The organism is Novosphingobium sp. MD-1, from assembly GCF_001014975.1.
Lineage (GTDB): Bacteria > Pseudomonadota > Alphaproteobacteria > Sphingomonadales > Sphingomonadaceae > Novosphingobium.
This window is the reverse complement of record NZ_BBXA01000020.1, coordinates 115,880-140,733: the sequence shown is the minus strand read 5'-3', so window position 1 is coordinate 140,733 and position 24,854 is coordinate 115,880. Positions and strand designations below refer to the sequence as shown.

Genomic DNA, 24,854 nt, shown 5'->3' with positions numbered 1-24,854 from the left:
TGCAGGCATACCACGGACTTTACGGGTTCTTTATGGCGATCCGCGCGGCGCTATGCGGTCGGCACATCGACGCAGGCGATCAGCCCCGGCCCGCCGTTGCGGAACGAAAGTCGACCGCCGAAGCGCTGAAGCAGGCGGTGCGCGGTGGGAATGCCCAGACCGAAGCCGGCGGTGTTGCGCGCACGGGAACTGTCGAGACGGAAAAAGGGATCGAGCACGGCATCGAAGCAGTCTTCCGGAATACCGGGGCCGCCGTCGGCGATCTCGATCCGCCAGCGACTGTCCTGCCCGCTGATCGTGACCCGCGCGCGCTCGCCATATTGCAGCGCGTTTTCCACCAGCGGGGTCAGCGCCAACAGCAGCGGTTCGCGATAGGTGCGGGCGAGCGCCACGGGCGGCGCTTCCAGGTGGGTTTCGCCCGGCAGCGACGCCAGCAGATCGCGCACCATGGCGACAAGATCGACCTCCGCCGCGTCCGCCGTCATGTGCTGCGCGCGCAGGAACGACTGGAGCGACATCAGCATCGCCTCCATCTCCTCCGTGCTGGAGCTGACGATGCGCGAGATGTCGCTGTCGTCCACGAAATCGGACGCGATCTTCAGCCGGCTGAGCGGGGTGCGCAGATCGTGGCTGATCGCCTCGAACGACTTGGCCTGATCGGTTTCCAGCCCCGATATGCGGGCCTGCATGTCGTTGAGCGAGCGGGCCAGATCGCGCAGTTCCGCCGGTCCGCTTTCTCGCAGCGCGGCGGGCTGGCCATGGGCCATGGCGTCCGCCGCGCGCGCCAGTTGCGCCAGCGGCCGCATCAGCGCGCGCAAGGCATAGAGCCCGGCCCCCACGCAGAGCACGGTGGCGAGCAGGGTCATGATCGTGGCCCGCAGCGCCACCGCCCAGCCCGAAGCGACATCGGGCGATCGGAAATTGAGCCAGGCGCCGTCGCCCAGCCGCATCGATCCCACCAGATCGCGCTGCCCGCGCGGCCCCTTCACCACATCGAGTAGCAGGGTGCGTCCGGCCAGCGCCGGCTCCCACGCCAGCACCAGCCGCCGGATGTCCACCGCCGCGCGCGCTTCGCCCTGGCGCCGGACGGCGGGTGAGGAGGCGACGCCCGCCTGCAGGTGGCTGGTCGACATGATCGTGGCCGGCGCATCGCGATCGATCGCGTGCAGCCGTTCGCTGACCACCAGCAGCTCCGCCACGCGGCGGGCGTGGTCCTCGCGGATCGTTTCGCGGTCGATCGTTTCGTAGAAGGCGAGGCTGGCCACGGCCTGGACCGCGGCGATGCCCAGCAGCAGGACCATGGCATAGCCGACCAGCCGGTGCGACCGCAGCCGGATCATTGCCTTGCCGAAGAGCGTGCTCGCTATGATCGCCTCTCCCGCCCGGTCATGCGCGCCGGGCATGGCCAACCGCTGTCATCATGCGCCGGCCAAGTCAATTGCGGCGTGGGGCCGTTCGCGCACTCGACAAGCGCTCCGAAGCCGCGCATCCAGCGCGGGTGAGCGACCTGTCCATCCCCGAAAGCCACGACCCCCACCGGCGCGAGGGGCGCTGGGGCAGCGGTACCGGCTATCTCGTGTCCTTCGCGCTGGTGGCGCTGGTTACGTTGATCGGCGGCGTGCTGTTCGCGCGGGGGAACAGCACGGACATCGGGCTGCTCTATCTGATTCCGGTGATGTACGCGGGCACGCGGCACGGGCTGGCGACGGGCGTGGTCGTGGGCCTCGCCTCCTCGCTGGCGTACAACTTCTTCTTCATCCCGCCCACGCACACGCTGTCGGTCGATAATCCCGAGCATTTCATCACGCTGCTGATCCTGCTGGGAGTGGCGGTGGTCGGCAGCCAGCTTGCCGCGCAAGTGCGGGAGCAGGCGATGCTGGCGGAAGCGCGGGCCGATCGCAACGCCGCGCTGGCCGGCTTCGCGCGCCGGCTCACCGGGCTCAGCCGGCGCGACGATGTGTGGAGCGTGGCGGCGGAGGAGGTGGCGCGCCTGTTCGATGTGCGGACGATCGTGCTGGTGCGCGCCCCGGCCGAGGCGGGCGACCATGGCCTGGTTCTGAGCGCCTCATCGCCGCCGCAGCACCGCATCGAACTGATCGAGATGGCGGCGGCGCAGTGGTGCTTTGACAACGCCGTGCCCGCCGGTCCCGGCTCCGAAACCCTGACCGCGTCCGAATGGCTGTTCCATCCCGTGATCGGCCCGGCCGGGGCGGTCGCCGTGATGGGCGTGGGCCGCGCCGACGCGGGGGAGCCGCTGCACCCCGGCCAGGCGCTGCTGCTGCGCAGCCTGCTCGACCAGTGCGGGCTGGCGCTGTCGCGCATCGTGGCGGAGGAGGAGGCGCGCGCGCTGGGCGAGGTGCAGGAGCGCGACCGGTTGCGCGCGGCGCTGCTGTCGTCGGTCAGCCACGATCTGCGCACCCCGTTGACTACCGTGCTCGCCACCCTGCGCGCGATGCGCGCGGCGGTGCCCGAACAGGAAGCGCAGCTTGCCGCCGCGCGGACCGAGGCGGAGCGGCTGAATCGCTTTGTTGCCAATCTGCTCGACATGGTGCGGATCGAGACCGGCGCGCTGGACCGGATGGTGCAGCTGGTCGATCTGGCCGAGGCCGCCGGCAGCGCGATCGAGGACTTGCGGCCGGTGCTGGGCGCGCGCCGGATCGCGGTGGCCATGCCCGATGACCTGCCGCTGGCGCTGCTCGATCCGCAGCTTTTCCATCACTGCCTCATCAATCTGATCGACAACGCGGCCAAGCACGGCGGGCCGGGCGGCACGATCACCGTGGCGGCGGAGACGGCGGCGGATGGCGGCCTTGTCCTTTCCGTGCAGGATAGCGGCCCCGGCCTGCCGCCGGGCGAGGAGCAGCGCGTGTTCGCCATGTTCACGCGGCTGGAAGGGTCTGATCGCACCGGCGGATCGGGACTGGGGCTGGCGATCGTGAAAGGGTTTGCCGAAGCGATGGGTCTGATGGTGCGCGCGGGCAACCGCGCCGACGGGCAGGGCGCGCGCTTCGCCTTGCATATTCCCCCGCATCTCGTGCGCGCGCCCGGGGCGCCGGAGGAGGAGATGGCATGACCGATCCCGTCCCGCTGCTGGTCGTGGAGGACGATGCGCCGATCCGCGCGCTGCTCGTCTCGGCTCTGGCCGCGGCCGGTTACCAGCCGTTCGAGGCCGCAACCGCGCGCGAGGCGCTGGCCGCGCTGGCCGAGGTCGGGCCGCAGGCGGTTCTGCTCGATCTGGGCCTGCCGGATCGCGACGGGCTGGAACTGGTGCCGCTGTTGCGCGGTGCGGGGGCGGCGGTGGTGATACTCTCCGCGCGCGATGCCACGGCGGAGAAGGTGGCGGCGCTCGATCTGGGCGCGGACGATTACGTGACCAAGCCGTTCGATCTCGACGAGGTGCTGGCCCGCCTGCGTACCGCGCTGCGTCATCGCGCCGCGCCCGGCGCGGTCACCGGCACGGTGCGCGCGGGCGGGGTGGAGATCGACCTGCTGGCGCGGATCGTGCGCCGGGACGGCCACGAAGTGCACCTTGCCCCGCGCGAATATGCGATGCTGGCCGAACTGGCGGTCCATGCCGGCAAGGTGGTGACGCACGCGCATCTGCTGCGCACGGTCTGGGGGCCGGGGCATGAGGAGGATGTGGAATACCTGCGCGTGGCCGCGCGGGGCATCCGCCGCAAGCTGGAGGACGGTGCATCGGGTGCGCCCTCGCTCATCCGCAACGAACCGGGCGTGGGCTACCGGCTGGTCGTCTGACCGGCGTTCGCGCGTTAGTCCTCGGGCGCGCGTTAGTCCTCGGGCAGCGGTTCTTCCGGCAAGGTCCGGGGCTGCGGGGGGATCGCGCCGATGATTTCGGCGATCTCGATCACGGCGGACACGGCAATCGCTTCCTCGCGGCTCAGGCCGTCGAAATCGGGCAGGAACGCGCGGCAAGCGGTGAGCAGCGCGCCCTGCGCGTCTTCCAGTTCCAGCCGGTATTCCGCCAGCGTCGTGCAGCCGTCGATATCGGACCAGCGTAGCCCGCTGGGCGCCGGGCGTTCGTGATAGGCCCACAGCGCATCGATGGCGCGGTCCATCGCGCCGCGCACCTGATCGGCCACCGCATCGCCCGAGGCGCGGGCTTTCAGCTTCTGTCGGTAGCGCCGCTGGCGCTCGGCGTTGGTCATGGCCATGCGCGCAGAGTAACCACGCGCGGCGCGTTTGCGCAAGGATGTTACGTAACTTTGTTCGCGCTTCGGTTTCGCCGGGCCGGATTCGCGGGATTGATATGAGTCAAAGCAATTCGGCCTTGTCGCCTTAGGGTCCGAATCTGTCGGGAAGGTAGCAACACCCAGATCCGGGAGAGCAGGACAATGACCATGGCGAGTGCGGAAGTGCGGCGGCGGCCGCCCATCCCCGGCACCACCCTTTTCGATGGCGGCATGGCGCGGCGCGGCTTCGCGCTGAACGCAATGTGCTATTCGTTCAACGACGCCGCCAGCCGCGAGGCGTTCCGCGCCGACGAGGACGGCTATTGCCGCAAGTTCGCGCTGACGCCCGAACAGCGCAAGGCGGTGGCGGACCGCGATGTGCTGGCGATGATCGAAGCCGGCGGCAACGTCTATTATCTGGCCAAGCTGGCCGGCATCTTCGGCCTCAACGTGCAGGATCTCGGCTCGCTCCAGACCGGCATGAGCCTTGACGATTTCAAGGCGCACCTCGTGGCGCAACGCGCCAAGATCGCGCCCGACATGGTCGTTTCCACCGGCATGGAGAACGCGTGATGGCGGACATCGTCGGCGGCTATTTCACCAGCCACGTGCCGGGCATCGGCGGCGCGATCGTGCGCGGAGACCAGCAACAGCCCTACTGGAAACCGTTTTTCGATGGCTACCCCCCGATCCGCGCCTGGCTTGCCGAAGCCCAGCCGGACGTGGCCGTGGTGTTCTACAACGATCACGGGCTGAACTTCTTCCTCGACAAGATGCCCACGTTCGCGGTCGGCGCGGCGGCGTCCTACGACAACGCCGACGAAGGCTGGGGCCTGCCGGTGTACAAGAGCTTCACCGGTCACCCCGAGCTGAGCTGGCACATCATCGAGGAACTCGTCGCGTCCGAGTTCGACATCACCACTTGCCAGAAGATGCTGGTCGACCATGCGTTGTCGATCCCCTTCGAGCTGGTCTATCCCGATGCGCCCGCCTGGCCGATCCGGCTGGTGCCGATCGCCATCAATACCGTGCAGTATCCGCTGCCGTCACCGAAACGCTGCCTGGCGCTGGGCCGCGCGGTGGCCAAGGCGCTGCGTTCGTGGACGGGGGCGGAACGGGTGCTGGTGGTGGGCACGGGCGGCCTTTCGCACCAGCTCGACGGCCCGCGCGCCGGGTTCATGAACCCCGACTACGATCGCTTCTGCCTCGATCACCTCGCGGCCGATCCCGATGCGCTGACGCGCCATTCGGCCGAGGACGTGGCCGAACTGGCCGGGACGCAGGGGGTGGAGATTCTCAACTGGATCGCCGCGCGGGGTGCCCTGGGCGATGGCCCGCTGAGCGAGGTCACCCGGAACTACCACATTCCGATCAGCAATACCGCCGCCGCCAGCCTGGTGCTGGAGCCGGCCTGAGCCGCACGCCGGCTCGTCAGGGCCGCCGTCCGTTCGTCCGGGCATCGTCGTCACCTGTGCCACGCCGATGGCGATGTTCCGCCGCTGCTCCCTTCTCCTCGCGGGCGGGGGGCAGCGGTCCAGAGGTTGTCGCGCCGCGGGTGACGCGCCTCGGCGTCGGCGGCTGTGATGCCGCGCACACCCGGCCCGGCGAATCGGTGCGAAAAGAGCCTTCTGGCCTAGCGGTCCGATGGCACCTTGGTGCGATCGTTGCGCGTCTGGGTCATCGCGGAAGCAAAGCTCTCCGCGAAATGCCGCGTGAAATTGTCCTGGGCTTTCAACGAGATGGCCCGGGTGTGGTGGTTTGCCTGCTCTCCCCCACCAAACAGATGGGTGGCTGGCGCCCTGCAATGGTGGTCTGTGTCCGTCACGGTCTTGCAGATCCCCGCCGATCCGCTTCAGTGCTGCGGCCGGCCTTGCTCGTTTCATGGTTTCTTATCCGTTACCGGCCGTAACATCCAAAATGAATTTCGAATTGTACCGACACGACACGGTTAGCACTTTCGTAAAGCGCTATGGCATGGGCCTGGTCCCCTGTCCGTGACAGCGGACACGCTCTGCTCATCAACCGTTTCCTTGGCCCCTTGCCCTTCCGCGATGCCCTTCCCAGATAGCGCGCTTCTCCCCAAGAGCCGTCTTGCGCTCTGTGAACAAATCTGGAACACGGGTGCCCATGTCGCTCAGCAAGATTTCCGTCCGTGGCGCCCGTGAACACAACCTCAAGGGTATCGATGTCGATCTCCCGCGGGACAGCCTGATCGTCATCACCGGGCTTTCCGGCTCGGGCAAATCCTCGCTGGCGTTCGATACGATCTATGCCGAAGGGCAGCGCCGCTACGTTGAATCGCTGTCGGCCTATGCCCGCCAGTTTCTCGAGATGATGCAGAAGCCGGATGTCGAGCACATCGACGGCCTCAGCCCCGCGATCTCGATCGAGCAGAAGACCACCAGCCGCAACCCGCGCTCGACCGTGGCGACGGTCACCGAGATCTACGACTACATGCGCCTGCTGTGGGCGCGCGTGGGCGTGCCCTATTCGCCGGCCACTGGCCTGCCGATCAGCGCGCAGACGGTCAGCCAGATGGTCGATCGCGTGATGGCCCTGCCCGAAGGCACGCGCGCCTATCTGCTGGCGCCGGTGGTGCGCGGCCGCAAGGGGGAGTACCGCAAGGAACTGCTGGAATGGCAGAAGGCGGGCTACACCCGTGTCCGCATCGACGGCGAGCTCTACGCGATCGAGGAAGCCCCCGCGCTCGACAAGAAGTACAAGCACGACATCGAGGTGGTGGTCGATCGCATCGCCGTGCGCGACGGCATCCAGACCCGGCTGGCCGACAGCTTCGAACAGGCGCTCAAGCTGGCCGAGGGGCTGGCCTATATCGACCTGGCGGATACGACGGTGGCGGAGGCGCTGGCTGCTTCTCCCCTCCCGCTTGCGGGAGGGGATGGGGGTGGGCCGGACCCGGACGCCGCGCCTGCGCAGCCCACCCCTAACCCCTCCCGCAAGCGGGAGGGGAATCTCAAGGGCGCGGGCCTGCCGCCCAACCGCATCGTGTTCAGCGAAAAGTTCGCCTGCCCGGTCAGCGGCTTCACCATCGAATCGATCGAGCCGCGCCTGTTCTCGTTCAACGCGCCGCAGGGCGCGTGCCCGGCCTGCGATGGCCTGGGCGAGAAGCTGCTGTTCGATCCGCAGCTGGTCGTGCCCAACGAGGCGCTCAGTCTCAAGCAGGGCGCGGTCGTGCCGTGGGCCAAGTCCAACCCGCCGTCGCCCTATTACATGCAGGTGCTGTCCAGCCTGGCCGCGCATTTCGGGTTCAGCCTGGAAACGCCGTGGGAGAAGCTGCCGGGCGAGGTGCGGCTGGTGATCCTCTATGGCACCGGCGGCAAGGCCGTGCCGCTGACCTTCGTCGATGGCAAGAAGAGCTACACCGTCACCAAGGCGTTCGAAGGTGTGATCGGCAATCTCAACCGCCGCATGCTCCAGACCGAAAGCGCGTGGATGCGCGAGGAACTGGGCAAGTTCCAGACCGCGCAGCCGTGCGAGACCTGCGGCGGGGCGCGCCTCAAGCCCGAGGCGCTGGCGGTGAAGATCGCGAGCGAGGACATCTCGATGTCCACCCGCCGTTCGGTGGCCGACGCGCTGGCGTGGTTCTCCACGCTGGAGGAGAAACTGACCGACCAGCAGCGCCAGATCGCCAAGGCGATCCTCAAGGAAATCAATGAGCGGCTGGGCTTCCTCAACAACGTCGGCCTCGATTACCTCAATCTCGATCGCACGTCGGGCACGCTGTCGGGCGGGGAAAGCCAGCGCATCCGCTTGGCCAGCCAGATCGGTTCGGGCCTTTCGGGCGTGCTCTATGTGCTCGACGAACCCTCGATCGGGCTGCACCAGCGCGACAACGACCGCCTGCTCGAAACGCTCAAGCGCCTGCGCGACCTTGGCAACACGGTGATCGTGGTGGAGCATGACGAGGACGCGATCCGCACGGCCGACTGGGTCGTCGATCTCGGGCCGGGCGCGGGCGTCCATGGCGGCGAGATCGTGGCGCAGGGCACGCTCAAGGACATTCTCAAGAGCAAGGCCAGCCTCACCGGCCAGTACCTGACGGGCGCGCGCCGCATCGACGTGCCGGCGCACCGGCGCAAGGGCAACGGGCTGGACCTGGTGGTGGAAGGCGCGCGGGCCAACAACCTGCGCAATGTCACCGCGCGCATTCCGCTGGGTACGTTCACCTGCATCACCGGGGTCTCCGGCTCGGGCAAGTCGTCGCTGACGATCGACACGCTGCAGGCCGGCGCCGCGCGTGTGCTCAACGGCGCGCGGGTGATCGCCGGGCCGCACGACGCCATCAAGGGGCTCGAAGCCTGCGACAAGGTGATCGAGATCGACCAGTCGCCGATCGGGCGCACGCCGCGGTCCAACCCCGCTACCTACACCGGCGCTTTCACCCTTATCCGCGACTGGTTCGCGGGGCTCCCGGAATCCGAGGCGCGCGGTTACAAGGCCGGGCGCTTCAGCTTCAACGTGAAGGGCGGCCGGTGCGAATCCTGCCAGGGCGATGGCCTGATCAAGATCGAGATGCACTTTCTGCCCGACGTTTACGTGACGTGCGAGGAATGCGGCGGCAAGCGCTACAACCGCGAAACGCTGGAAGTGAAGTTCAAGGGGCACTCGATCGCCGACGTGCTCGACATGACGATCGAGGATGCCGAGGAATTCTTCAAGGCGGTGCCGCCGATCCGCGACCGGATGCACATGCTGAATGAAGTGGGGCTCGGCTACGTCAAGGTCGGCCAGCAGGCAACGACGCTCTCGGGCGGCGAGGCGCAGCGCGTCAAGCTGGCCAAGGAACTGTCGCGCCGCTCCACCGGGCAGACGCTCTACATCCTCGACGAACCGACCACCGGCCTCCACTTCGAGGACGTGCGCAAGCTGCTGGAAGTGCTGCACCGGCTGGTCGAACAGGGCAACAGCGTGGTCGTGATCGAGCACAACCTGGACGTGATCAAGACCGCCGACTGGATCATCGACATGGGGCCGGAAGGTGGCGTGCGCGGCGGCGAGATCGTGGCCGAAGGCACACCGGAAGACGTGGCGAAGAATCCGCGCAGCTTCACCGGGCAATATCTGGGGCCGCTGCTGGCGCGCCACGGCTGACGGACGCGGGCGAGGGAAGCGGGCGGCGGGCTTGACTCAGGGCCGTTCCCACCGCCAAATCGACGCCCAGGGCAGCAAGATCCTGATCGGGGAAGATGGTGGCAGGCGAAGGCGGCGCGCAGGGAATCGTGCCGCACGGGGGATCTGTCATGCCGGTTGCGATCGCATTGCCCATTTCCGAAGCCGAACGGGCAGAGGCTCGCTCTCGATCCGGTAGCGCTTGTGTGCGATGCGGTTGCACCGTCGCCTGTTTTTGCCGCGCGGGCGGGGAAGAGGCTTCGCCCGCGTTCCTGCTTTGCCCGGACTGCATGGCAATCATCGAGCGGGGCGGCGTGCCGGCGGAAACGATCGCGAGGTTGCGTGACGTGCCGGTTGCGATCCAGGCCGGCCTGGATCGCTCCCCGCTGCTGTTCACCGTCGATGAGCAGATTCCGGACATCGTCTTTCCGGGCGGGGCGAGGATGACGGGTACCTATTGTCCGATCACCGTCGATGCCCGGCCATTGCTGTCGTTCCGGCCGCAGCCGGTGCCCGGCGGACCGATCGTGATGAGCCTGGTGTTGGGCGCCGTGGACGAGGAACCGGATCTGATCGTGAAGGACAACGAGTGGCGGCCGGCATCGGATGCGTGGCACTTCGAGCGGCGGGGCAACCGTTACCGCTTCAGCCATCGCAGCGGCACCGCGTTACTTGCCTTCGCGCACCGGACCGCCGACGAAATCGCGATCGAGGCCATGCGTGGTGTGTTCGGCAACACGATACTGGAGATCGGAGAGCGCGGAACGCTGCTGAACAATGTGGCCGTAACGATTCCGTCAGTCCGGTCGCAACTGGTCGGGATGCATTTGTAGGGCGCGCCGCACGCGCGCTTCAACCGATCTCGTCGTTGACCACCATCAACGCCAGTTCGGTGCGGTTCTCGATGTTCAGCTTCTGATATATGGCATGGAGATAGACCTTCACGGTCCCCTCGCCGATGTTCAGCTGCTGCCCTATTTCCCGGTTCCGCATGCCCTTGGCCACAAGCCTGGTAATGTCGCGCTCGCGCGCGTTGAGCTTGGCGAAAGGGTTGATGACGGGCTTGAGCGACAAATCGAGCGCGCGTTGCAGGAAGGCCGGGGCGATTGCCTTTTCGCCGGCATGGACCCGTTCCAGCACCTGGACCAGCTCGCTTTCCGCGCCATCCTTGGACACGATGCCCTGCACGCCCGCGCGCATGACGGCCATGAGCTGCCGATCGGTGATCTCGGCGGTGAGCAGCACGACCGGACGTTCGTCGCCTTTTTCGCGCAGCGCTTCCAATGCCGCCACGCCATTCAGGCCGGGCATGTTGATGTCCAGCAGCACCACGGCGGGATCGTGCTGCTCGATCGCGGCCAGCGCTTCCTCCCCGCTGGCGGCGGTAGCGACTACCTGGAAGGGCGTGCCGCGCAATACCGCTTCCACGCCGGCGCGGATGAAGCCGTGATCGTCAGCCACAAGAATCGGGATCATGCGCCCGTCCTTTCCGGAAGCGCGATGCGCAGGGTCACGCCCCGCGCACTGTTGTCGATGGCCAGCATGCCGCCCAGCGCCTCTACCCGCTCGCTGATCGAACGGGGGGTGGCGTGCGCCTTGTCGGCGGGGAAACCGGAGCCGTCATCGCTGACAATCATCTTGAGCGTTCCATCGTCTTGAATAAGGTTAACCCCTATAAGACGACACCGACCGTGCCGAACCGCATTCGCCACGGCCTCTCTTGTGATCTGGCGTATCTCGTGCGCCAGATCCATGGGGACAAGCAACGGACCGGGTGGCGCATCCAGCCGGGTTTCGATGGCCCAGTGATGCCCCAGTTCTTCCAGCAGCGTGCCAAGCTCCTCGGTCAGATCGGTCCGGCGATCCCCCTTTTCGCCAAGGCGCAGGCGCTCGATCATCCTGCGCATTTGCGCCTGTTCGCGCCGCAGCGCTTCCTTGATCGCGACAATTTCGGTGTCGGGATCGTTGCCCTCGCGGATCCAGCGCCGCAACGCTTCCAGCCGGAACAGCGTGCCGGCGAGAAACTGTGCGACGCTATCGTGCAAGTCCCGGGCAAGGGCGTTGCGCAGGTTCGAAACTTCCCGCGCGCGCGCCAGCATCGCCACGTCCTCGCGATCAAGCGCCTGTTCGGCATCGCGCGTCATTTGCGCCAGCAGCGGCAGGTCATCGGGCGAGATGCCGCGGATGCCCCACAGCAGAAGCTGGCCCGGTCCGCGGGCCGCACCGATCGAGGCGGCAAGGCCTTCTTTCACCTCGCACAGCGTGGCGAGATGCCAGACGTGCCGTTCGCTCGCGTGGTTGACCATTCCGTCGGTGTCCAGCCACAACTGGCGATGCCGCTGGCCGTCGAACAGGGTGGGACGGCAGGAAATCTCGATTTCGGTCAGCAGCGGGCCGGGGCCGACGCGCAGCGCCCGTGTGGCATCTCCGCTGGCGATCATGATTTCCACCCACGGCTCCTCGCCGTCCGCCAGCGCGATGGCGCCGCCCGTGGCACCCAGCACGGTGCGCGCGTGGTCGAGGATCGTTGTCATGATCGCGTCGTGGCGCAGGCCCGGCAGCCCCGGCGGTTCCGGCAATCGCGGCGCGCTGGCCCGGTCGCCGCCGGTGCTCAGCCAGAGCATCATGATCGCCAGCCCGATCGTGTAGCCCTGCCGCCGGCTGAAACGGTAGGGATCGATGCTGAGGTGAAGGGAATGCATCAGCAGGCCGAGCGCGAAATTCAGCAGCACCAGTGCCAGCGCCGTCCAGAGCACGCCGCGCCATCCCCAGCGCAGCGAGGCGCCAATCAGGATGAACGATGCAAAGACGATGAACGGGCTGGAAAATTCCTTGAAGGCGGATTCGGTCATGTAGGTCGCGGCCGTGAAGATCGCGATATCGATGACGTGCATCAGCCGGGCCAGCCGGAAATCGTACCACCAGCTGCGGAAGGCGATGACGGTGGCGAACCCGCACCACGCAGCATAGGCGATCAGAAGGGTGTAGGTGGCGGCGACCGAACGTGTCGGTTGCACCGGATCGAGCCAGACCGCGGCGATGAAGATTAGGGCCAGCATCAGCCGGCTCAGCGCCAGCAATCGGCTCCGTCGTCGCGAAAACAACTGGCGCTCCACGTCTTTCCCCCTGCGTGCCGAAGACCATGTACCGGCGGAAAGAGGCGCTTCGCAACGGGCATGAGGCGGAAGTCCTCAGGCGCGCAGGCGGGAGGCTTGCTCCGTGACGGTGCAATACCTCCGAAAATATCGTTAATCTTTGTTTGGATTTAGTCGCCGATTAGTTCAAATTGGTTCTCGGATCGTTCGGGCGAAGGTTTGTGGCGGGTCGAATGGATGGACGTTGAAGCGATGACAAGCGGTGCCGAAGAGAATGGGGGCAACCCCTTGGCGGCGCTGACGTCGAAGCAGCGGGAAGTTTTGGATCTGCTGATCCAGCACAAGACCTCGAAGGAAATTTCGCGCCTGCTCGGCATTTCGCCACATACCGTGGACCAGCGGATATTGCTGGCGCGCGGTAAGCTGGGCGTCGCCACGCGCAACGAGGTGGCGCAGGCCTATCGGCGGCTCAAGACGATATACGAACAGCCCGTATATGATTTCTCCCACATCGACGGTGACGGCGAGGAAGCGCACGATCCGGTCCGGGAAGTCACGATGCCGGCCGGTGAGGCGGTTCAGACCGTCGCCACGGTCAAGCCCCCGCGGGGCGAGACCGAGGCGATGCAGGCAAGGTTTTCGGCGACGGGCCAGGCAATGGCCTTCGTCTCCGGAAAGGCGCCTGGCGACACGGCCTATCATGTCCTCCCGGAGATGTTCGACGGGCCATACGGAACCCTGCTTCGGCTTGGCGCGATCGCGGCGATCGCATTGTTCCTGATTCTGATCGTGCTGGGGGGGCTGACCATGTTCGCCCAGCTTTCGACGATCATCGATCACTGACCCGCCGTCGCATCTCCTCCACGATGCTGCAATGGCAGCGGCGCGATCTTCGCCGCTGAGAGGAGGGTACGACGATGACGATGAATACCCAGGTTGCACAGATGCGTATCACGCGGGATCTCCACGATGCCGAAGGTGCGCTTGACGAGGCGCTGATCCGGCAGGCACGGCTTTTCGCCACGATGGTCAGCGCACGACGCGAAAGCGGTGCGGCGCCGTTCATGGGGCAGGATGCGCTTCTGCGGTTGGCGAAGAGCCAGCAATCGATGCTCACGGCCGGCGGCGAACTTGCCCGCGTCCACGGCCGTCTCAGCGAGATTGCGGTGGAGACGAACGGTGGCAACGATGGCTGCCCCCCGGTCAATGCGAGCCTCGATGAATCCGCGGTCGTGACCGGGGTCGCGGCCTGATGCTTTCCGGTGGCCGATCCGTCCGTTTCATGTGAACAGGCATGTCCTACATCTGGCTGACCCGCATCCTCCTCTTCGCTGTCGTGCTTGTTGCCGCCCGCAAGGGCGGCGAGCCGGAGCGACTGACGGCTGCGGTCCTGCTGTCGACGTTCGTCCTTGATCTCGTCAACCACGCGGTGTTCGGTGACCCCGTGTGGTACGCGGTCAATCCCGGCCACGTCGTGATCGATAGCTGGGCGTTCTGCGCGCTGCTGTCGATCGCCCTCTACGCCAACCGCGGGTGGCCCCTGCTCGTTGGCGCCGGCCAGATGATCGTGATGGTAGGGCATGTCGCCAAGCTGTGGGATCTGACGATGGCCCGGCGTGCGTACTGGGTGCTCACGCAGATGCCATTCCTGTTGCAGCTGATGGTCCTGTTGATCGGGACCGTGGCCCACATGAACCGGGAACGCCGGATTGGCCCGTATCAATGCTGGCGGTGGGCCTGAAGGCCAGCCCACCGCCCCATTTTCAGGGATATTCCCGTTACATGACCGTACCTCACATCCGCGCGGCGAAAGGCCGCGCGATGCCCAGCGGCGAACAGACCACGGTGGCGAACGGCAATGCCGTCTATGCTGGCGGCATGACCGCGGAGGCGGGAAGCGCCTTGCGCGGTGCCGACGCGCAGCACGACGCGCGGATCACTCTCGCCCGCGAACTCTACGCCGCGCGGCGACGCCGAAGCCGCCTGTTCCCCGCCGACCTGTTCGGCGAGCCGACGTGGGACATACTGCTGGATCTCTACGTTGCCGGGCGCGAAAGCCGGCGTGTGCCGACCACCAGCGCCTGTATCGGGGCGCATGTGCCCCCGACCACCGCGCTGCGATGGCTGCGTATTCTGGAAGCCCGCGGTTTCGTGGAGCGCGAGAGCGACGGCAAGGACGGCCGACGCACCTTCGTGCGGCTGACCGTCCGGGGAAATGCGGCGATGGATGATTTCCTCGACGCGATGCTGGCCAACATCGGCGATGGCGTGAATGCGTCCAGCCTCGGAATCTGATGCCGTTCGTGGTCAGCGCCGGCGTTCGTAGCGGCACTTGTTCTTGTTCTTGCGGGCGATCTCGTGGCCTGCAACGCCACCCGCCGCCGCGCCGATCAGCGTGCCGGCGGTTCCGCCCGCGATGACCTTGCCGAGCACCGCACCGCCGACCGCGCCGATCACCGCGCCGCCGGTCTTGCTGATCCGCTTGCTGCAATCGCGCGCCTGCGCCGGCGAGGTAGCGGCGAGGGCGGCGACCGCAATGGCCGCAGTCAGCGAGGATTTGATGCGAAAGGTCATGAAGCTTCCCCCGATTGGCTTGGAATATGGTGGCGCAACGATCGGAACCCTCACCGGTTCCCGGTGATGGTACACGCCGAGGTTGCAGGGGAACGCTGGTGCCCGGGAGCGCCGATACCGGATAAGGGACGCCGACCCGGATGCGGCGCCCCTTCCCGTGCGGTCAGTCGGTGATCTGCCAGCGGATCGCTGTGGTAAAGCTGCCGGCGGTTTTCGCGCCATCCTTGTCGGTGGCGGGATCGAACCGGGCGCGTGCGCTTACTTTGGCGCAGGCCGCGCGGTCGAGTTCGTCATGCCCGCTGCTGCCGATCACTTCGCAGCCGGTGACCCGCCCGTCAGCGCCTATGCCCAGCCGCAACCTGGTGAGGCCTTCCCAGTTTTCACGGATCGCGCGGGTGGGGTAATCGTTGCGGGTGATCCACAGGCCGGCATCGCCGCGAGGACGGGCCGCCTTGGGCGTGAACATGGGCGAGGGCGTCGGTGTCGGTCCGAGGCCGCCGACATCGCCGCCAAGATCGCCTCCGCCGATCGTCAGGGTTCCCGGATCGACAGGAGTTACCTTGTCATTGGCTCCCAGGAACAGGTCCTTGCCGGCGTCGAGGTCGATGCCCTTGTCGGGAACCTTGATCTCCTGCTTGTCGCGCGCGGCTTTCGGTTCGAGCGTGGGCAATGGCTTGGGCGGAGGGGCAGGCGGGGCGAACCACATCGTCGGCAAGGCATCGCGAACCGTTTCCGCGATCACCCCGCCCGCAAAAGTGGACAGCAGCGCCATGCCGATGCCGACATGCAGCGCCGTCACGGCGGCGGCCGTGCCCAGTCTTCCGCCCAGTTTTCCGCCCAGCCTCCCTTCGACCAGACGCATGGCGGCGCCCGTTCGCCAGTTACCGTGTTCATCAACGTGGACCATCGGCACACCTCTCTCGGCTTGCGTCGTCCCGTTTTGTCCCGGCCGTCCGGGGTGGGACGATCATCGTAATGATGCAACATACCATCGATCGGCCGTGGGTCGAAGAGAAATCTCTACCAAAATAGTGGATTTAAAGAGACGGAGCCGTTCCGTTCGGAACGCCCTGTTCGCTGTTGCGTGCCGCCGCCCGCGCGGGGCCTGTCCTTGACGTTCCGGCGGTTTCCTCGTAATGGCGCGCTCGGTCGATCGGGTCGCAAGACCTGCCATCGTCTGTAGAGCTGAACATTGCCGGTGCGTATGCAAGCCTCGGGCGGCGGTTTTCCGTTGGTCTTGGGGCTTTCGCCGTTGGGCCGGGCGCGCGAATTATCGTGGTGTCCGCCTGCCATGCAATCCGTCAAAGTAACCCGGCGCTGTTTGCCCGGGTGGAGCGTTTCAGGCTCGCCGAGGGATCCTGCGCATGCAGGGTTGGGCCCGGGCATTTGCCCGCAGCCATCCATCCGGCGGACTTTTGACCCTTCACCTTTGCCGGCCGTGCCACAATCAAGGTGAAGAGTACTTCATGCCCACTATCAACCAGCTGATCCGTAAGGGTCGCGTTCCGCAGAAGGCCAAGAGCAAGGTCCCTGCCATGGAGCAGAACCCGCAGAAGCGCGGCGTCTGCACCCGCGTTTACACCACGACTCCGAAGAAGCCGAACTCGGCGCTTCGCAAGGTCGCCAAGATTCGCCTGACGAACCAGCGCGAAGTCATTTCCTACATCCCGGGCGAAGGCCACAACCTGCAGGAGCACTCGGTGGTGCTGATCCGCGGCGGCCGTGTGCGCGACCTTCCGGGCGTGCGCTATCACGTGCTGCGCGGCGTGCTCGACACGCAGGGCGTGAAGGACCGCAAGCAGAGCCGCTCGAAGTACGGCGCGAAGCGTCCGAAGTGAGCTAATCCCGGGCAGGCGCGCGCCGATGGGTCGCGCCCTGCCGGTCGGTGGATGTGGGCCGCTGGCCCGATCAGAAGGAATTCAAGATGTCTCGTCGTCGTAGGCCCGAAAAGCGGGTCATCCTGCCCGATCCCAAGTTCGGTGATCAGGTCCTGTCGAAGTTCATGAACAACCTCATGCTCGACGGCAAGAAGTCGGTCGCGGAAAGCATCGTCTACGGTGCGCTCGACACCATGCAGACCCGCGCCAAGGCGGATCCGGTGCAGCTGTTCCACGATGCGCTGAACAACGTGAAGCCGCAGATCGAAGTGCGTTCGCGCCGCGTCGGCGGTGCGACCTACCAGGTCCCCGTCGAAGTCCGTCCGGAACGCGCCCAGGCGCTGGCGATCCGCTGGCTGATCACGGCCGCGCGCAACCGTTCGGAAACGACGATGTCGGCGCGCCTTTCGGCCGAGCTGCTCGACGCCGCCAACAACCGTGGCAACGCGGTGAAGAAGCGCGAAGACACCCACCGCATGGCCGACGCGAACCGCGCGTTCAGCCACTACCGGTGGTAAAAAGGCCGGCAGCCCCGCCGCCGCCACCGGCTGGCAGGGCCGCCCGTCTTTAAACGGTCACGCAAGTAACCATATGGGGCGGGCCTGAATCCATCAGGCCCCTCCGGAACCCAAGGAAACCCCCATGGCCCGCAGCCATCCGCTCGAGCGCTATCGCAACTTCGGCATCATGGCGCACATCGACGCCGGCAAGACGACGACGACCGAGCGCATCCTTTACTACACCGGCAAGTCCTACAAGATCGGCGAAGTGCACGACGGCGCCGCGACCATGGACTGGATGGAGCAGGAACAGGAACGCGGCATCACGATCACGTCGGCCGCGACGACCTGCTTCTGGAACGACCATCGCCTGAACATCATCGACACCCCCGGCCACGTCGACTTCACCATCGAAGTCGAGCGTTCGCTGCGCGTGCTGGACGGCGCGGTTGCCGCGTTCGACGGCGTTGCCGGCGTTGAGCCGCAGTCGGAAACGGTGTGGCGTCAGGCCGACAAGTACAACGTGCCGCGCATGTGCTTCATCAACAAGCTCGACCGCACCGGCGCGAACTTCAAGTACTGCGTGCAGACGATCATCGATCGCCTGGGCGCGACCCCGGCCGTGCTCTATCTGCCGATCGGCGCGGAAAGCGATTTCAAGGGTCTCGTCGATCTCGTCGAGAACCGCGCGATCATCTGGAAGGACGAATCGCTCGGCGCCGAGTTCTTCTATGAAGAGATCCCGGCCGACATGGCCGACGAAGCCGCGGAATACCGCTCGAAGCTGGTCGAACTCGCCGTCGAACAGGACGACGACGCGATGGAAGCCTACCTCGAAGGCAACGAGCCCGACGTGGCGACGCTCAAGGCGCTGATCCGCAAGGGCACGCTGGGCCAGGCGTTCGTGCCGGTGCTGTGCGGCTCGGCGTTCAAGAACAAGGGCGTGCAGCCCCTGCTCGACGCCGTCGTCGATTACCTGCCTTCGCCGCTCGACATTCCCGACGTGCAGGGCGTGAACCCCGACACGGACGAGCCGGACAGCCGTCCGACCGCGGACGATGCCCCGTTCTCGGCGCTCGCGTTCAAGATCATGAACGATCCCTTCGTCGGTTCGCTGACCTTCACCCGCATCTATTCGGGCACGCTGACCAAGGGCAGCTACCTGAATTCGGTGAAGAACAAGAAGGAGAAGGTCGGCCGCATGCTGCTGATGCACTCCAACAACCGCGAGGACATCGATACGGCCTATGCGGGCGACATCGTGGCGCTGGCCGGTCTCAAGGAGACCACCACGGGCGATACACTGTGTTCGGAAAAGTCGCCGATCATTCTGGAGCGGATGGAATTCCCCGAGCCCGTGATCGAGCTTTCGGTGGAGCCGAAGACCAAGGCCGACCAGGAGAAGATGGGCATCGCGCTCAACCGTCTCTCGGCCGAAGACCCTTCGTTCCGCGTTTCGACCGACCACGAATCCGGCCAGACCATCATCAAGGGCATGGGCGAACTCCACCTCGAAATCCTCGTCGACCGCATGCGTCGCGAGTTCAAGGTGGAAGCCAACGTCGGTGCCCCGCAGGTGGCCTATCGCGAATACCTCGCGAAGCCGGTGGACATCGACTACACCCACAAGAAGCAGTCGGGCGGTACGGGTCAGTTCGGCCGCGTGAAGGTCAAGGTCACGCCGGGCGAGCGCGGTTCGGGCATCACCTTCAAGGACGAGATCAAGGGCGGTAACATTCCGAAGGAATATATCCCCGCGATCGAGAAGGGCATGCGTGAGACGGCGGAGACCGGATCGCTGATCGGCTTCCCGATCATCGACTTCGAAATCCTGCTGTACGACGGTGCCTACCACGACGTCGACTCGTCGGCCCTGGCCTTCGAAATCGCCGGCCGTGGCGCGATGCGCGAAGTGGCCCAGAAGTCTGGCATCAAGGTCCTCGAACCGATCATGAAGGTCGAGGTCGTGACGCCGGAAGAGTTCATGGGCGACGTGATCGGCGACATCAACTCCCGCCGTGGCCAGATCCAGGGCACCGACAGCCGGGGCAATGCCCAGGTGGTCGAGGCGATGGTGCCGCTGGCCAACATGTTCGGCTACGTGAACCAGCTGCGGTCCTTCACCCAGGGCCGCGCGCAGTACACGATGCAGTTCTCGCACTACGATGAAGTGCCGGCGAACGTCGCGACCGAACTGAAGTCGAAGCTCGCCTGATCGGGTCCGATCGGGGGAACATAGGAAAGCTTGCCTGATCCCGCGGATCAGGCTAGGGGCGGCGCCTGATTTTCTGGCGCGAGTCTGGCGGGTGCCGTCTCCAACAGCAATCAACAGCTAGTGAAAAGAAGGTTTGAACAATGGCCAAGGCTAAGTTTGAGCGGAACAAGCCGCACTGCAACATCGGCACCATCGGTCACGTCGACCATGGCAAGACCACGCTGACCGCCGCGATCACCAAGGTGCTCGCGGAAACCGGTGGCGCGACGTTCACCGACTATGCCAACATCGACAAGGCTCCGGAAGAGCGCGAGCGCGGCATCACGATCTCGACCGCCCACGTCGAGTACGAGACGGCCAACCGTCACTACGCGCACGTCGACTGCCCGGGTCACGCCGACTACGTGAAGAACATGATCACCGGTGCCGCCCAGATGGACGGCGCGATCCTGGTCGTGAACGCCGCTGACGGCCCGATGCCGCAGACCCGCGAGCACATCCTGCTCGCCCGCCAGGTCGGTGTGCCGGCGCTCGTCGTGTACATGAACAAGGTTGACCAGGTCGACGACGAGGAAATCCTCGAGCTCGTCGAGCTGGAAGTGCGCGAACTGCTGTCGTCGTACGATTTCCCGGGCGACGATATTCCGATCATCAAGGGTTCGGCTCTGGCCGCTCTCGAAGGTCGCAACGACGAGATCGGCAAGAACTCGATCAACGAGCTGATGGCCGCTGTCGACAGCTACATCCCGCAGCCGCCGCGCCCGACCGACAAGCCCTTCCTGATGCCCGTCGAAGACGTGTTCTCGATCTCGGGTCGTGGTACGGTCGTCACCGGCCGTATCGAAACCGGCATCATCAAGGTGGGTGAAGAAGTCGAGATCATCGGCCTCAAGGACACCGCCAAGACCACCGTCACCGGCGTCGAAATGTTCCGCAAGCTGCTCGACCAGGGCGAAGCCGGCGACAACATCGGTGCGCTGATCCGTGGTATCAAGCGTGAAGAAGTCGAGCGTGGCCAGGTTCTCGCCAAGCCCGGTTCGGTGACGCCGCACACCGAATTCTCGGCCGAAGTCTACGTGCTGTCGAAGGACGAAGGTGGCCGTCACACGCCGTTCTTCGCCAACTACCGCCCGCAGTTCTACTTCCGCACCACCGACGTGACGGGTGAAGTCGTTCTTCCCGAAGGCACCGAAATGGTGATGCCGGGCGACAACATCACGCTGTCGGTCAAGCTGATCGCGCCGATCGCCATGGACGAAGGTCTTCGCTTCGCCATCCGCGAAGGCGGCCGGACCGTCGGTTCGGGGGTTGTCAGCAAGATCACGAAGTAATATAGGCCGCGCACCGGCGGGAGATTCGCTCTCCCGCCGGCCGGTTTTTTGATCGGTCGGCCCGCTTTCTCCTTCGGGATGATGGGTGGGATGGCCGGTTTTGTTTTTGCTCTTTCGCATCGGTAAACGGACATGGAAGCCCAGAATATCCGCATTCGCCTCAAGGCCTTTGATCATCGCGTACTTGACCAGGCCACTGGAGAAATCGCGGACACCGCGCGCCGCACCGGCGCTCTCATCCGGGGCCCCATTCCGCTGCCGACGCGCATCGAGAAGTTCTGCGTCAACCGTGGACCGCACATCGACAAGAAGTCGCGTGAGCAGTTCGAGGTCCGCACCTACAAGCGCCTGCTCGACATCGTGCAGCCCAACGCGGCCACTGTCGACGCGCTGATGAAGCTGGACCTCGCGGCCGGCGTCAACGTCGAGATCAAGCTGGCGTAACCCAGCTTGCGTTTCAGCCCCCGCGCAAGCGGGGGTCTCAAGAGGCCGGATCGAACCTCTCAGGTTCTTCAAACCGGCCCGAGGTCCTCGCTTTCTCGAGGACAGCGAACGAAAAGCTGAAGCTTTTCATTCTTGGGATACCTCCGGCATTCGTCCTTCGGGGCAACTGGCCGGGCAAGCGTCCCCCGTTCGCTCCCGTTATGCGGGGGCACTCAGCCCGGACGGGGCATGCTTCACAATACGGGCTGAACACGCCTGCGGGGATGGGCCTCGCAGGCCTCTGTGATGGAGTATTGGATCATGCGCACCGGCGTGATCGCGAAGAAGGTCGGGATGACCCGCCTTTTCCAGGAAGATGGTCGGCACGTGCCGGTCACCGTCCTTTCGCTTGAAAATTGCCAGGTGGTTTCGGTCCGCACCGCAGACCGCGACGGTTACGTCGCGCTGCAGCTGGGTGCAGGCCAGGCCAAGCAGAAGAACGTCGCCAAGCCGCAGCGCGAACATTTCGCGAAGGCGGAAGTCGAGCTGAAGATGCAGGTCGCCGAGTTCCGCGTCGCTGACGACGCGCTGCTCGATGTCGGCTCCACCATCGCCGCTTCGCACTTCGTCGCCGGGCAGTATGTCGACATCACCGGCCACACGCAGGGCAAGGGCTTCGCCGGCGCCATGAAGCGCTGGGGTTTCGGCGGTATGCGCGCGACGCACGGCGTCTCGATCTCGCACCGTGCCCACGGTTCGACCGGTAACCGCCAGGATCCGGGCCGCGTCTTCAAGAACAAGAAGATGGCCGGCCACATGGGCGACCGTCAGCGCACCCAGCAGAACCTCGAAGTCGTCCGCACCGACGACGAACGCGGGCTGATCTTCGTCAAGGGCTCGGTCCCGGGCGCGAAGAACGGCTGGCTGCTCGTCCGCGACGCCGTGAAGGTCGATCGCCACGCGGAAGCCCCGTACCCCGCCGGCCTCAAGCAGGTCGCCAACAACAACGATGCGGCTCCGGCCGACACGCCTGCGGCAGACGTCGCGGCGGTCGAGTCGACCGAAGGCCAGGAGGGCTAAGTCGTGAAGGTTCAGGTCCTCAATCTGGACGGTAGCGCCGCTGGCGACGTCGAGCTTTCGGATGACGTGTTCGGCATCGCGCCGCGCACCGACATCCTGCATCGCGTCGTGACGTGGCAGCTTGAAAACCGTCGCGGCATCGCCCGCAAGGCGCGCGAACGTTCCGACGTCGCCCGCACCGGCAAGAAGTTCGGCCGCCAGAAGGGCGGCGGCACCGCCCGTCACGGCGACCGCAAGGCGCCCGTGTTCATCGGCGGCGGCAAGGCGCACGGCCCGCGCGTTCGCGAGTTCAACATCTCGCTGAACAAGAAGGTTCGCGCGCTCGGCCTCAAGATGGCGCTCTCCGCCAAGGCCCAGCAGGGTCTGGTGGTCGTCGACAGCCTGGAGCTGAAGGACGCCAAGACCAAGGCGCTGGCTGGCCAGCTCGCCAAGGCGGGCTTCGGCAAGAAGGTGCTGGTGATCGACGGTGAACAGGTGAACGAAGGTTTCGCCCGCGCTTCGGCCAACCTGGTTGGCGTGAACGTGCTCCCCGCCGTCGGCGCCAATGTCTACGACATCCTGAAGCATGATACGCTGGTGCTGACGCGCGCCGCGGTCGAAAAGCTGGAGGCGCGTTTCAATGGCTAAGGACGCAATCGACACGCGTCACTATGACGTGATCGTGGCTCCCCACATCACCGAAAAGGCGACGCTGCTCAGCGAGCACAACGCCGTGGTCTTCAAGGTGGCGGATTCCGCGACCAAGCCGGAGATCAAGGCGGCGGTCGAAGCCCTCTTCAACGTGAAGGTCACGGGTGTGAACACCCTGACCCAGAAGGGCAAGACCAAGCGGTGGAAGGGCAAGCCCTATCGCCGTTCGGACGTCAAGAAGGCCGTCGTGACGCTGGCTGCTGGCCAGTCGATCGACGTGACCAGCGGTATCTGAGGCGCGCACGACCATGGCACTCAAGAACTACAATCCGACCAGCCCCGCGCGCCGCGGCCTGATCCTCGTCGACAAGTCGTCGCTGTGGAAGGGCAAGCCCGTCAAGGCGCTGACCGAAGGCAAGAACAAGACCGGCGGCCGCAACAACAAGGGGCATGTGACCTCGCGCGGCATCGCGGGCGGCCACAAGCAGAAGTACCGCTACATCGACTTCAAGCGTCGCAAGTGGGACATGCCGGCCACCGTCGAGCGTCTGGAATACGACCCCAACCGCACCGCGTTCATCGCTCTCGTCAAGTACGAGGACGGCGAGCAGGCTTATATCCTGGCGCCGCAGCGTCTGGCCGTTGGTGACGTCGTCGTCGCCGGCGAAAAGACCGACGTGAAGCCGGGCAACGCCATGCTGCTGTCGCAGATGCCGGTCGGCACCATCATCCACAACGTGGAGATGAAGCCGGGCAAGGGTGGCCAGATCGCGCGTTCGGCGGGCACCTATGTGCAGCTCGTCGGCCGTGACCGCGGCATGGTCATCGTCCGCCTGAACTCGGGCGAGCAGCGCTACCTGCGCGGTGACTGCATGGGCACCGTGGGTGCGGTGTCGAACCCCGACAACTCGAACCAGAACCTTGCCAAGGCCGGCCGCAACCGCTGGCTGGGCAAGCGTCCGCTGACGCGCGGTGTCGCCAAGAACCCGGTCGACCACCCGCATGGTGGTGGTGAAGGCCGGACTTCGGGCGGCCGCCATCCCGTGACGCCGTGGGGCAAGCCGACCAAGGGCGCCCGCACCCGTCACAACAAGCAGACGGACAAGTTCATCATCCGTTCGCGCCACGCGAAGAAGAAGAGGTAATCGACCATGGCACGTTCCGTCTGGAAGGGCCCCTTCGTCGACCTGCATCTCCTGAAGAAGGCGGAAGCCGCTCAGGACGCTGGTACCCGCGCCGGCCCGATCAAGACCTGGTCGCGGCGTTCGACGATCCTGCCGCAGTTCGTTGGCCTGACGTTCAACGTCTACAACGGCCAGAAGTTCATCCCCGTCTCCGTCTCGGAAGAGATGGTCGGCCACAAGCTTGGCGAGTTCGCGCCCACGCGCAACTTCCCCGGCCACGCCGCTGACAAGAAGGGCAAGCGCTGATGAGCAAGCCTAAGGCACCCCGTCGCGTCGGCGACAAGGAAGCGCTGTCGGTCGGCACGCAGATCCGCGGTTCGGCCCAGAAGCTGAACCTCGTTGCGGGCCTGATCCGCGGCCGCAAGGCCGAAGAGGCCATGAACATCCTTGCCTTCTCGAAGAAGGCGATGGCGGTTGACGCGCGCAAGGTTCTCGCTTCGGCGATCGCCAACGCGGAAAACAACCACAACCTGGACGTTGACGCGCTGGTCGTGGCGGAAGCCTCGGTCGGCAAGTCGATCACGATGAAGCGCTTCCACACGCGTGGTCGTGGCAAGTCGACCCGGATCCTCAAGCCGTTCTCGCGGCTGCGGATCGTTGTCCGCGAAGTCGAGGAGGCCTGATC

Annotated in this window: 27 protein-coding genes; 21 read left to right on the top strand and 6 right to left on the bottom strand. The window is 65.8% G+C overall.

Annotated elements, in window-relative coordinates:
- Positions 1–50: 50 nt before the first annotated feature.
- The gene (locus NMD1_RS05555) at positions 51–1,403 is read right to left on the bottom strand and encodes an ATP-binding protein (RefSeq protein WP_233497373.1); all 1,353 of its coding nucleotides are present in this window, start codon (positions 1,401–1,403) and stop codon (positions 51–53) included.
- Positions 1,404–1,498: 95 nt separating this feature from the next.
- Between NMD1_RS05555 and NMD1_RS05550 the strand changes: the two genes are divergently transcribed.
- Together NMD1_RS05550 and NMD1_RS05545 are read left to right on the top strand one after the other, a co-directional pair.
- Positions 1,499–3,073, top strand: coding sequence for an ATP-binding protein (locus NMD1_RS05550; protein ID WP_233497372.1), 1,575 nt, complete (start codon positions 1,499–1,501; stop codon positions 3,071–3,073).
- The gene (locus NMD1_RS05545; protein WP_125953999.1) at positions 3,070–3,756 is read left to right on the top strand and encodes a response regulator; all 687 of its coding nucleotides are present in this window, start codon (positions 3,070–3,072) and stop codon (positions 3,754–3,756) included. Before NMD1_RS05550 ends, NMD1_RS05545 begins: the two co-directional genes overlap by 4 nt.
- Positions 3,757–3,788: 32 nt before the next feature.
- On the opposite strand, the gene NMD1_RS05540 is transcribed toward NMD1_RS05545, so the two are convergent.
- Complete coding sequence (locus NMD1_RS05540; RefSeq protein ID WP_124808220.1) at positions 3,789–4,172, bottom strand: hypothetical protein; 384 nt, start codon at positions 4,170–4,172, stop codon at positions 3,789–3,791.
- A 180-nt stretch (positions 4,173–4,352) separates the two neighbouring features.
- On the opposite strand from NMD1_RS05540, the gene NMD1_RS05535 reads away from it, so the two are divergent.
- The 4 genes from NMD1_RS05535 (at position 4,353) to NMD1_RS05520 (ending at position 10,153) form a co-directional block, all read left to right on the top strand.
- Positions 4,353–4,763 (top strand): protocatechuate 4,5-dioxygenase subunit alpha, encoded by a 411-nt coding sequence (locus NMD1_RS05535; protein WP_125953998.1) that lies wholly within the window; start codon positions 4,353–4,355, stop codon positions 4,761–4,763.
- A complete protein-coding gene (locus tag NMD1_RS05530; RefSeq protein WP_124808222.1) occupies positions 4,763–5,605 on the top strand; it encodes a class III extradiol dioxygenase family protein in 843 nt (280 codons plus the stop codon). The genes NMD1_RS05535 and NMD1_RS05530 overlap by 1 nt, the downstream gene beginning before the upstream one ends.
- A gap of 712 nt (positions 5,606–6,317) precedes the next feature.
- The gene (gene uvrA, locus NMD1_RS05525; protein WP_125953997.1) at positions 6,318–9,302 is read left to right on the top strand and encodes an excinuclease ABC subunit UvrA; all 2,985 of its coding nucleotides are present in this window, start codon (positions 6,318–6,320) and stop codon (positions 9,300–9,302) included.
- Between the two features lie 308 nt (positions 9,303–9,610).
- The gene (locus NMD1_RS05520) at positions 9,611–10,153 is read left to right on the top strand and encodes a hypothetical protein (RefSeq protein ID WP_125953996.1); all 543 of its coding nucleotides are present in this window, start codon (positions 9,611–9,613) and stop codon (positions 10,151–10,153) included.
- Between the two features lie 19 nt (positions 10,154–10,172).
- Here the strand turns inward: NMD1_RS05520 and NMD1_RS05515 are convergent, their stop codons facing one another.
- Both NMD1_RS05515 and NMD1_RS05510 read right to left on the bottom strand, forming a co-directional pair.
- Positions 10,173–10,796 carry a response regulator transcription factor gene (locus tag NMD1_RS05515; protein ID WP_125953995.1) on the bottom strand — a complete coding sequence of 208 codons (624 nt, stop codon included), beginning with the start codon at positions 10,794–10,796 and terminating at the stop codon, positions 10,173–10,175.
- Complete coding sequence (locus tag NMD1_RS05510) at positions 10,793–12,379, bottom strand: sensor histidine kinase (protein ID WP_125953994.1); 1,587 nt, start codon at positions 12,377–12,379, stop codon at positions 10,793–10,795. Before NMD1_RS05510 ends, NMD1_RS05515 begins: the two co-directional genes overlap by 4 nt.
- Positions 12,380–12,667: 288 nt before the next feature.
- Here NMD1_RS05510 and NMD1_RS21700 point away from each other — a divergent pair, with 288 nt between their 5' ends.
- The 4 genes from NMD1_RS21700 to NMD1_RS05490 all read left to right on the top strand — a co-directional run bounded on the left by NMD1_RS21700 (position 12,668) and on the right by NMD1_RS05490 (position 14,710).
- Positions 12,668–13,258 carry a helix-turn-helix transcriptional regulator gene (locus NMD1_RS21700; protein ID WP_125953993.1) on the top strand — a complete coding sequence of 197 codons (591 nt, stop codon included), beginning with the start codon at positions 12,668–12,670 and terminating at the stop codon, positions 13,256–13,258.
- 74 nt (positions 13,259–13,332) lie between these two features.
- On the top strand, positions 13,333–13,668 hold the full coding sequence (locus tag NMD1_RS05500; protein WP_223806629.1) for a hypothetical protein: 336 nt from the start codon (positions 13,333–13,335) through the stop codon (positions 13,666–13,668).
- Between the two features lie 41 nt (positions 13,669–13,709).
- Positions 13,710–14,156 (top strand): hypothetical protein, encoded by a 447-nt coding sequence (locus tag NMD1_RS05495; RefSeq protein ID WP_124809408.1) that lies wholly within the window; start codon positions 13,710–13,712, stop codon positions 14,154–14,156.
- Positions 14,157–14,197: 41 nt separating this feature from the next.
- Positions 14,198–14,710 carry a winged helix DNA-binding protein gene (locus NMD1_RS05490; RefSeq protein ID WP_233497371.1) on the top strand — a complete coding sequence of 171 codons (513 nt, stop codon included), beginning with the start codon at positions 14,198–14,200 and terminating at the stop codon, positions 14,708–14,710.
- A gap of 12 nt (positions 14,711–14,722) precedes the next feature.
- Here NMD1_RS05490 and NMD1_RS05485 read toward each other — a convergent pair whose 3' ends face one another.
- Positions 14,723–14,989, bottom strand: coding sequence for a glycine zipper 2TM domain-containing protein (locus NMD1_RS05485; RefSeq protein ID WP_125953992.1), 267 nt, complete (start codon positions 14,987–14,989; stop codon positions 14,723–14,725).
- Between the two features lie 163 nt (positions 14,990–15,152).
- Positions 15,153–15,896: an energy transducer TonB gene (locus NMD1_RS05480; RefSeq protein ID WP_125953991.1), complete on the bottom strand. Its 744-nt coding sequence runs from the start codon at positions 15,894–15,896 to the stop codon at positions 15,153–15,155.
- Between the two features lie 559 nt (positions 15,897–16,455).
- On the opposite strand from NMD1_RS05480, the gene rpsL reads away from it, so the two are divergent.
- The 11 genes from rpsL (at position 16,456) to rplV (ending at position 24,852) form a co-directional block, all read left to right on the top strand.
- Positions 16,456–16,827, top strand: a complete 372-nt coding sequence (gene rpsL / locus NMD1_RS05475) for a 30S ribosomal protein S12 (protein WP_124809405.1) — start codon at positions 16,456–16,458, stop codon at positions 16,825–16,827.
- A gap of 86 nt (positions 16,828–16,913) precedes the next feature.
- Positions 16,914–17,384 carry a 30S ribosomal protein S7 gene (rpsG, locus tag NMD1_RS05470; protein WP_124809404.1) on the top strand — a complete coding sequence of 157 codons (471 nt, stop codon included), beginning with the start codon at positions 16,914–16,916 and terminating at the stop codon, positions 17,382–17,384.
- A 124-nt stretch (positions 17,385–17,508) separates the two neighbouring features.
- On the top strand, positions 17,509–19,581 hold the full coding sequence (gene fusA / locus NMD1_RS05465; protein WP_124809403.1) for an elongation factor G: 2,073 nt from the start codon (positions 17,509–17,511) through the stop codon (positions 19,579–19,581).
- A 140-nt stretch (positions 19,582–19,721) separates the two neighbouring features.
- Positions 19,722–20,912 (top strand): elongation factor Tu, encoded by a 1,191-nt coding sequence (gene tuf, locus NMD1_RS05460; protein WP_124809402.1) that lies wholly within the window; start codon positions 19,722–19,724, stop codon positions 20,910–20,912.
- Positions 20,913–21,044: 132 nt separating this feature from the next.
- Positions 21,045–21,356 carry a 30S ribosomal protein S10 gene (rpsJ, locus tag NMD1_RS05455; RefSeq protein WP_011444906.1) on the top strand — a complete coding sequence of 104 codons (312 nt, stop codon included), beginning with the start codon at positions 21,045–21,047 and terminating at the stop codon, positions 21,354–21,356.
- A gap of 300 nt (positions 21,357–21,656) precedes the next feature.
- Positions 21,657–22,415 carry a 50S ribosomal protein L3 gene (rplC, locus tag NMD1_RS05450; protein WP_124809401.1) on the top strand — a complete coding sequence of 253 codons (759 nt, stop codon included), beginning with the start codon at positions 21,657–21,659 and terminating at the stop codon, positions 22,413–22,415.
- Positions 22,416–22,418: 3 nt separating this feature from the next.
- A complete protein-coding gene (rplD, locus tag NMD1_RS05445) occupies positions 22,419–23,042 on the top strand; it encodes a 50S ribosomal protein L4 (protein ID WP_124809400.1) in 624 nt (207 codons plus the stop codon).
- On the top strand, positions 23,035–23,340 hold the full coding sequence (locus NMD1_RS05440) for a 50S ribosomal protein L23 (protein WP_124809399.1): 306 nt from the start codon (positions 23,035–23,037) through the stop codon (positions 23,338–23,340). The genes rplD and NMD1_RS05440 overlap by 8 nt, the downstream gene beginning before the upstream one ends.
- Before the next feature lie 13 nt (positions 23,341–23,353).
- A complete protein-coding gene (rplB, locus tag NMD1_RS05435) occupies positions 23,354–24,190 on the top strand; it encodes a 50S ribosomal protein L2 (RefSeq protein ID WP_124809398.1) in 837 nt (278 codons plus the stop codon).
- Positions 24,191–24,196: 6 nt separating this feature from the next.
- Positions 24,197–24,475, top strand: a complete 279-nt coding sequence (gene rpsS, locus NMD1_RS05430; RefSeq protein ID WP_124809397.1) for a 30S ribosomal protein S19 — start codon at positions 24,197–24,199, stop codon at positions 24,473–24,475.
- Positions 24,475–24,852 carry a 50S ribosomal protein L22 gene (gene rplV / locus NMD1_RS05425; RefSeq protein ID WP_124809396.1) on the top strand — a complete coding sequence of 126 codons (378 nt, stop codon included), beginning with the start codon at positions 24,475–24,477 and terminating at the stop codon, positions 24,850–24,852. Before rpsS ends, rplV begins: the two co-directional genes overlap by 1 nt.
- Positions 24,853–24,854: the final 2 nt, after the last annotated feature.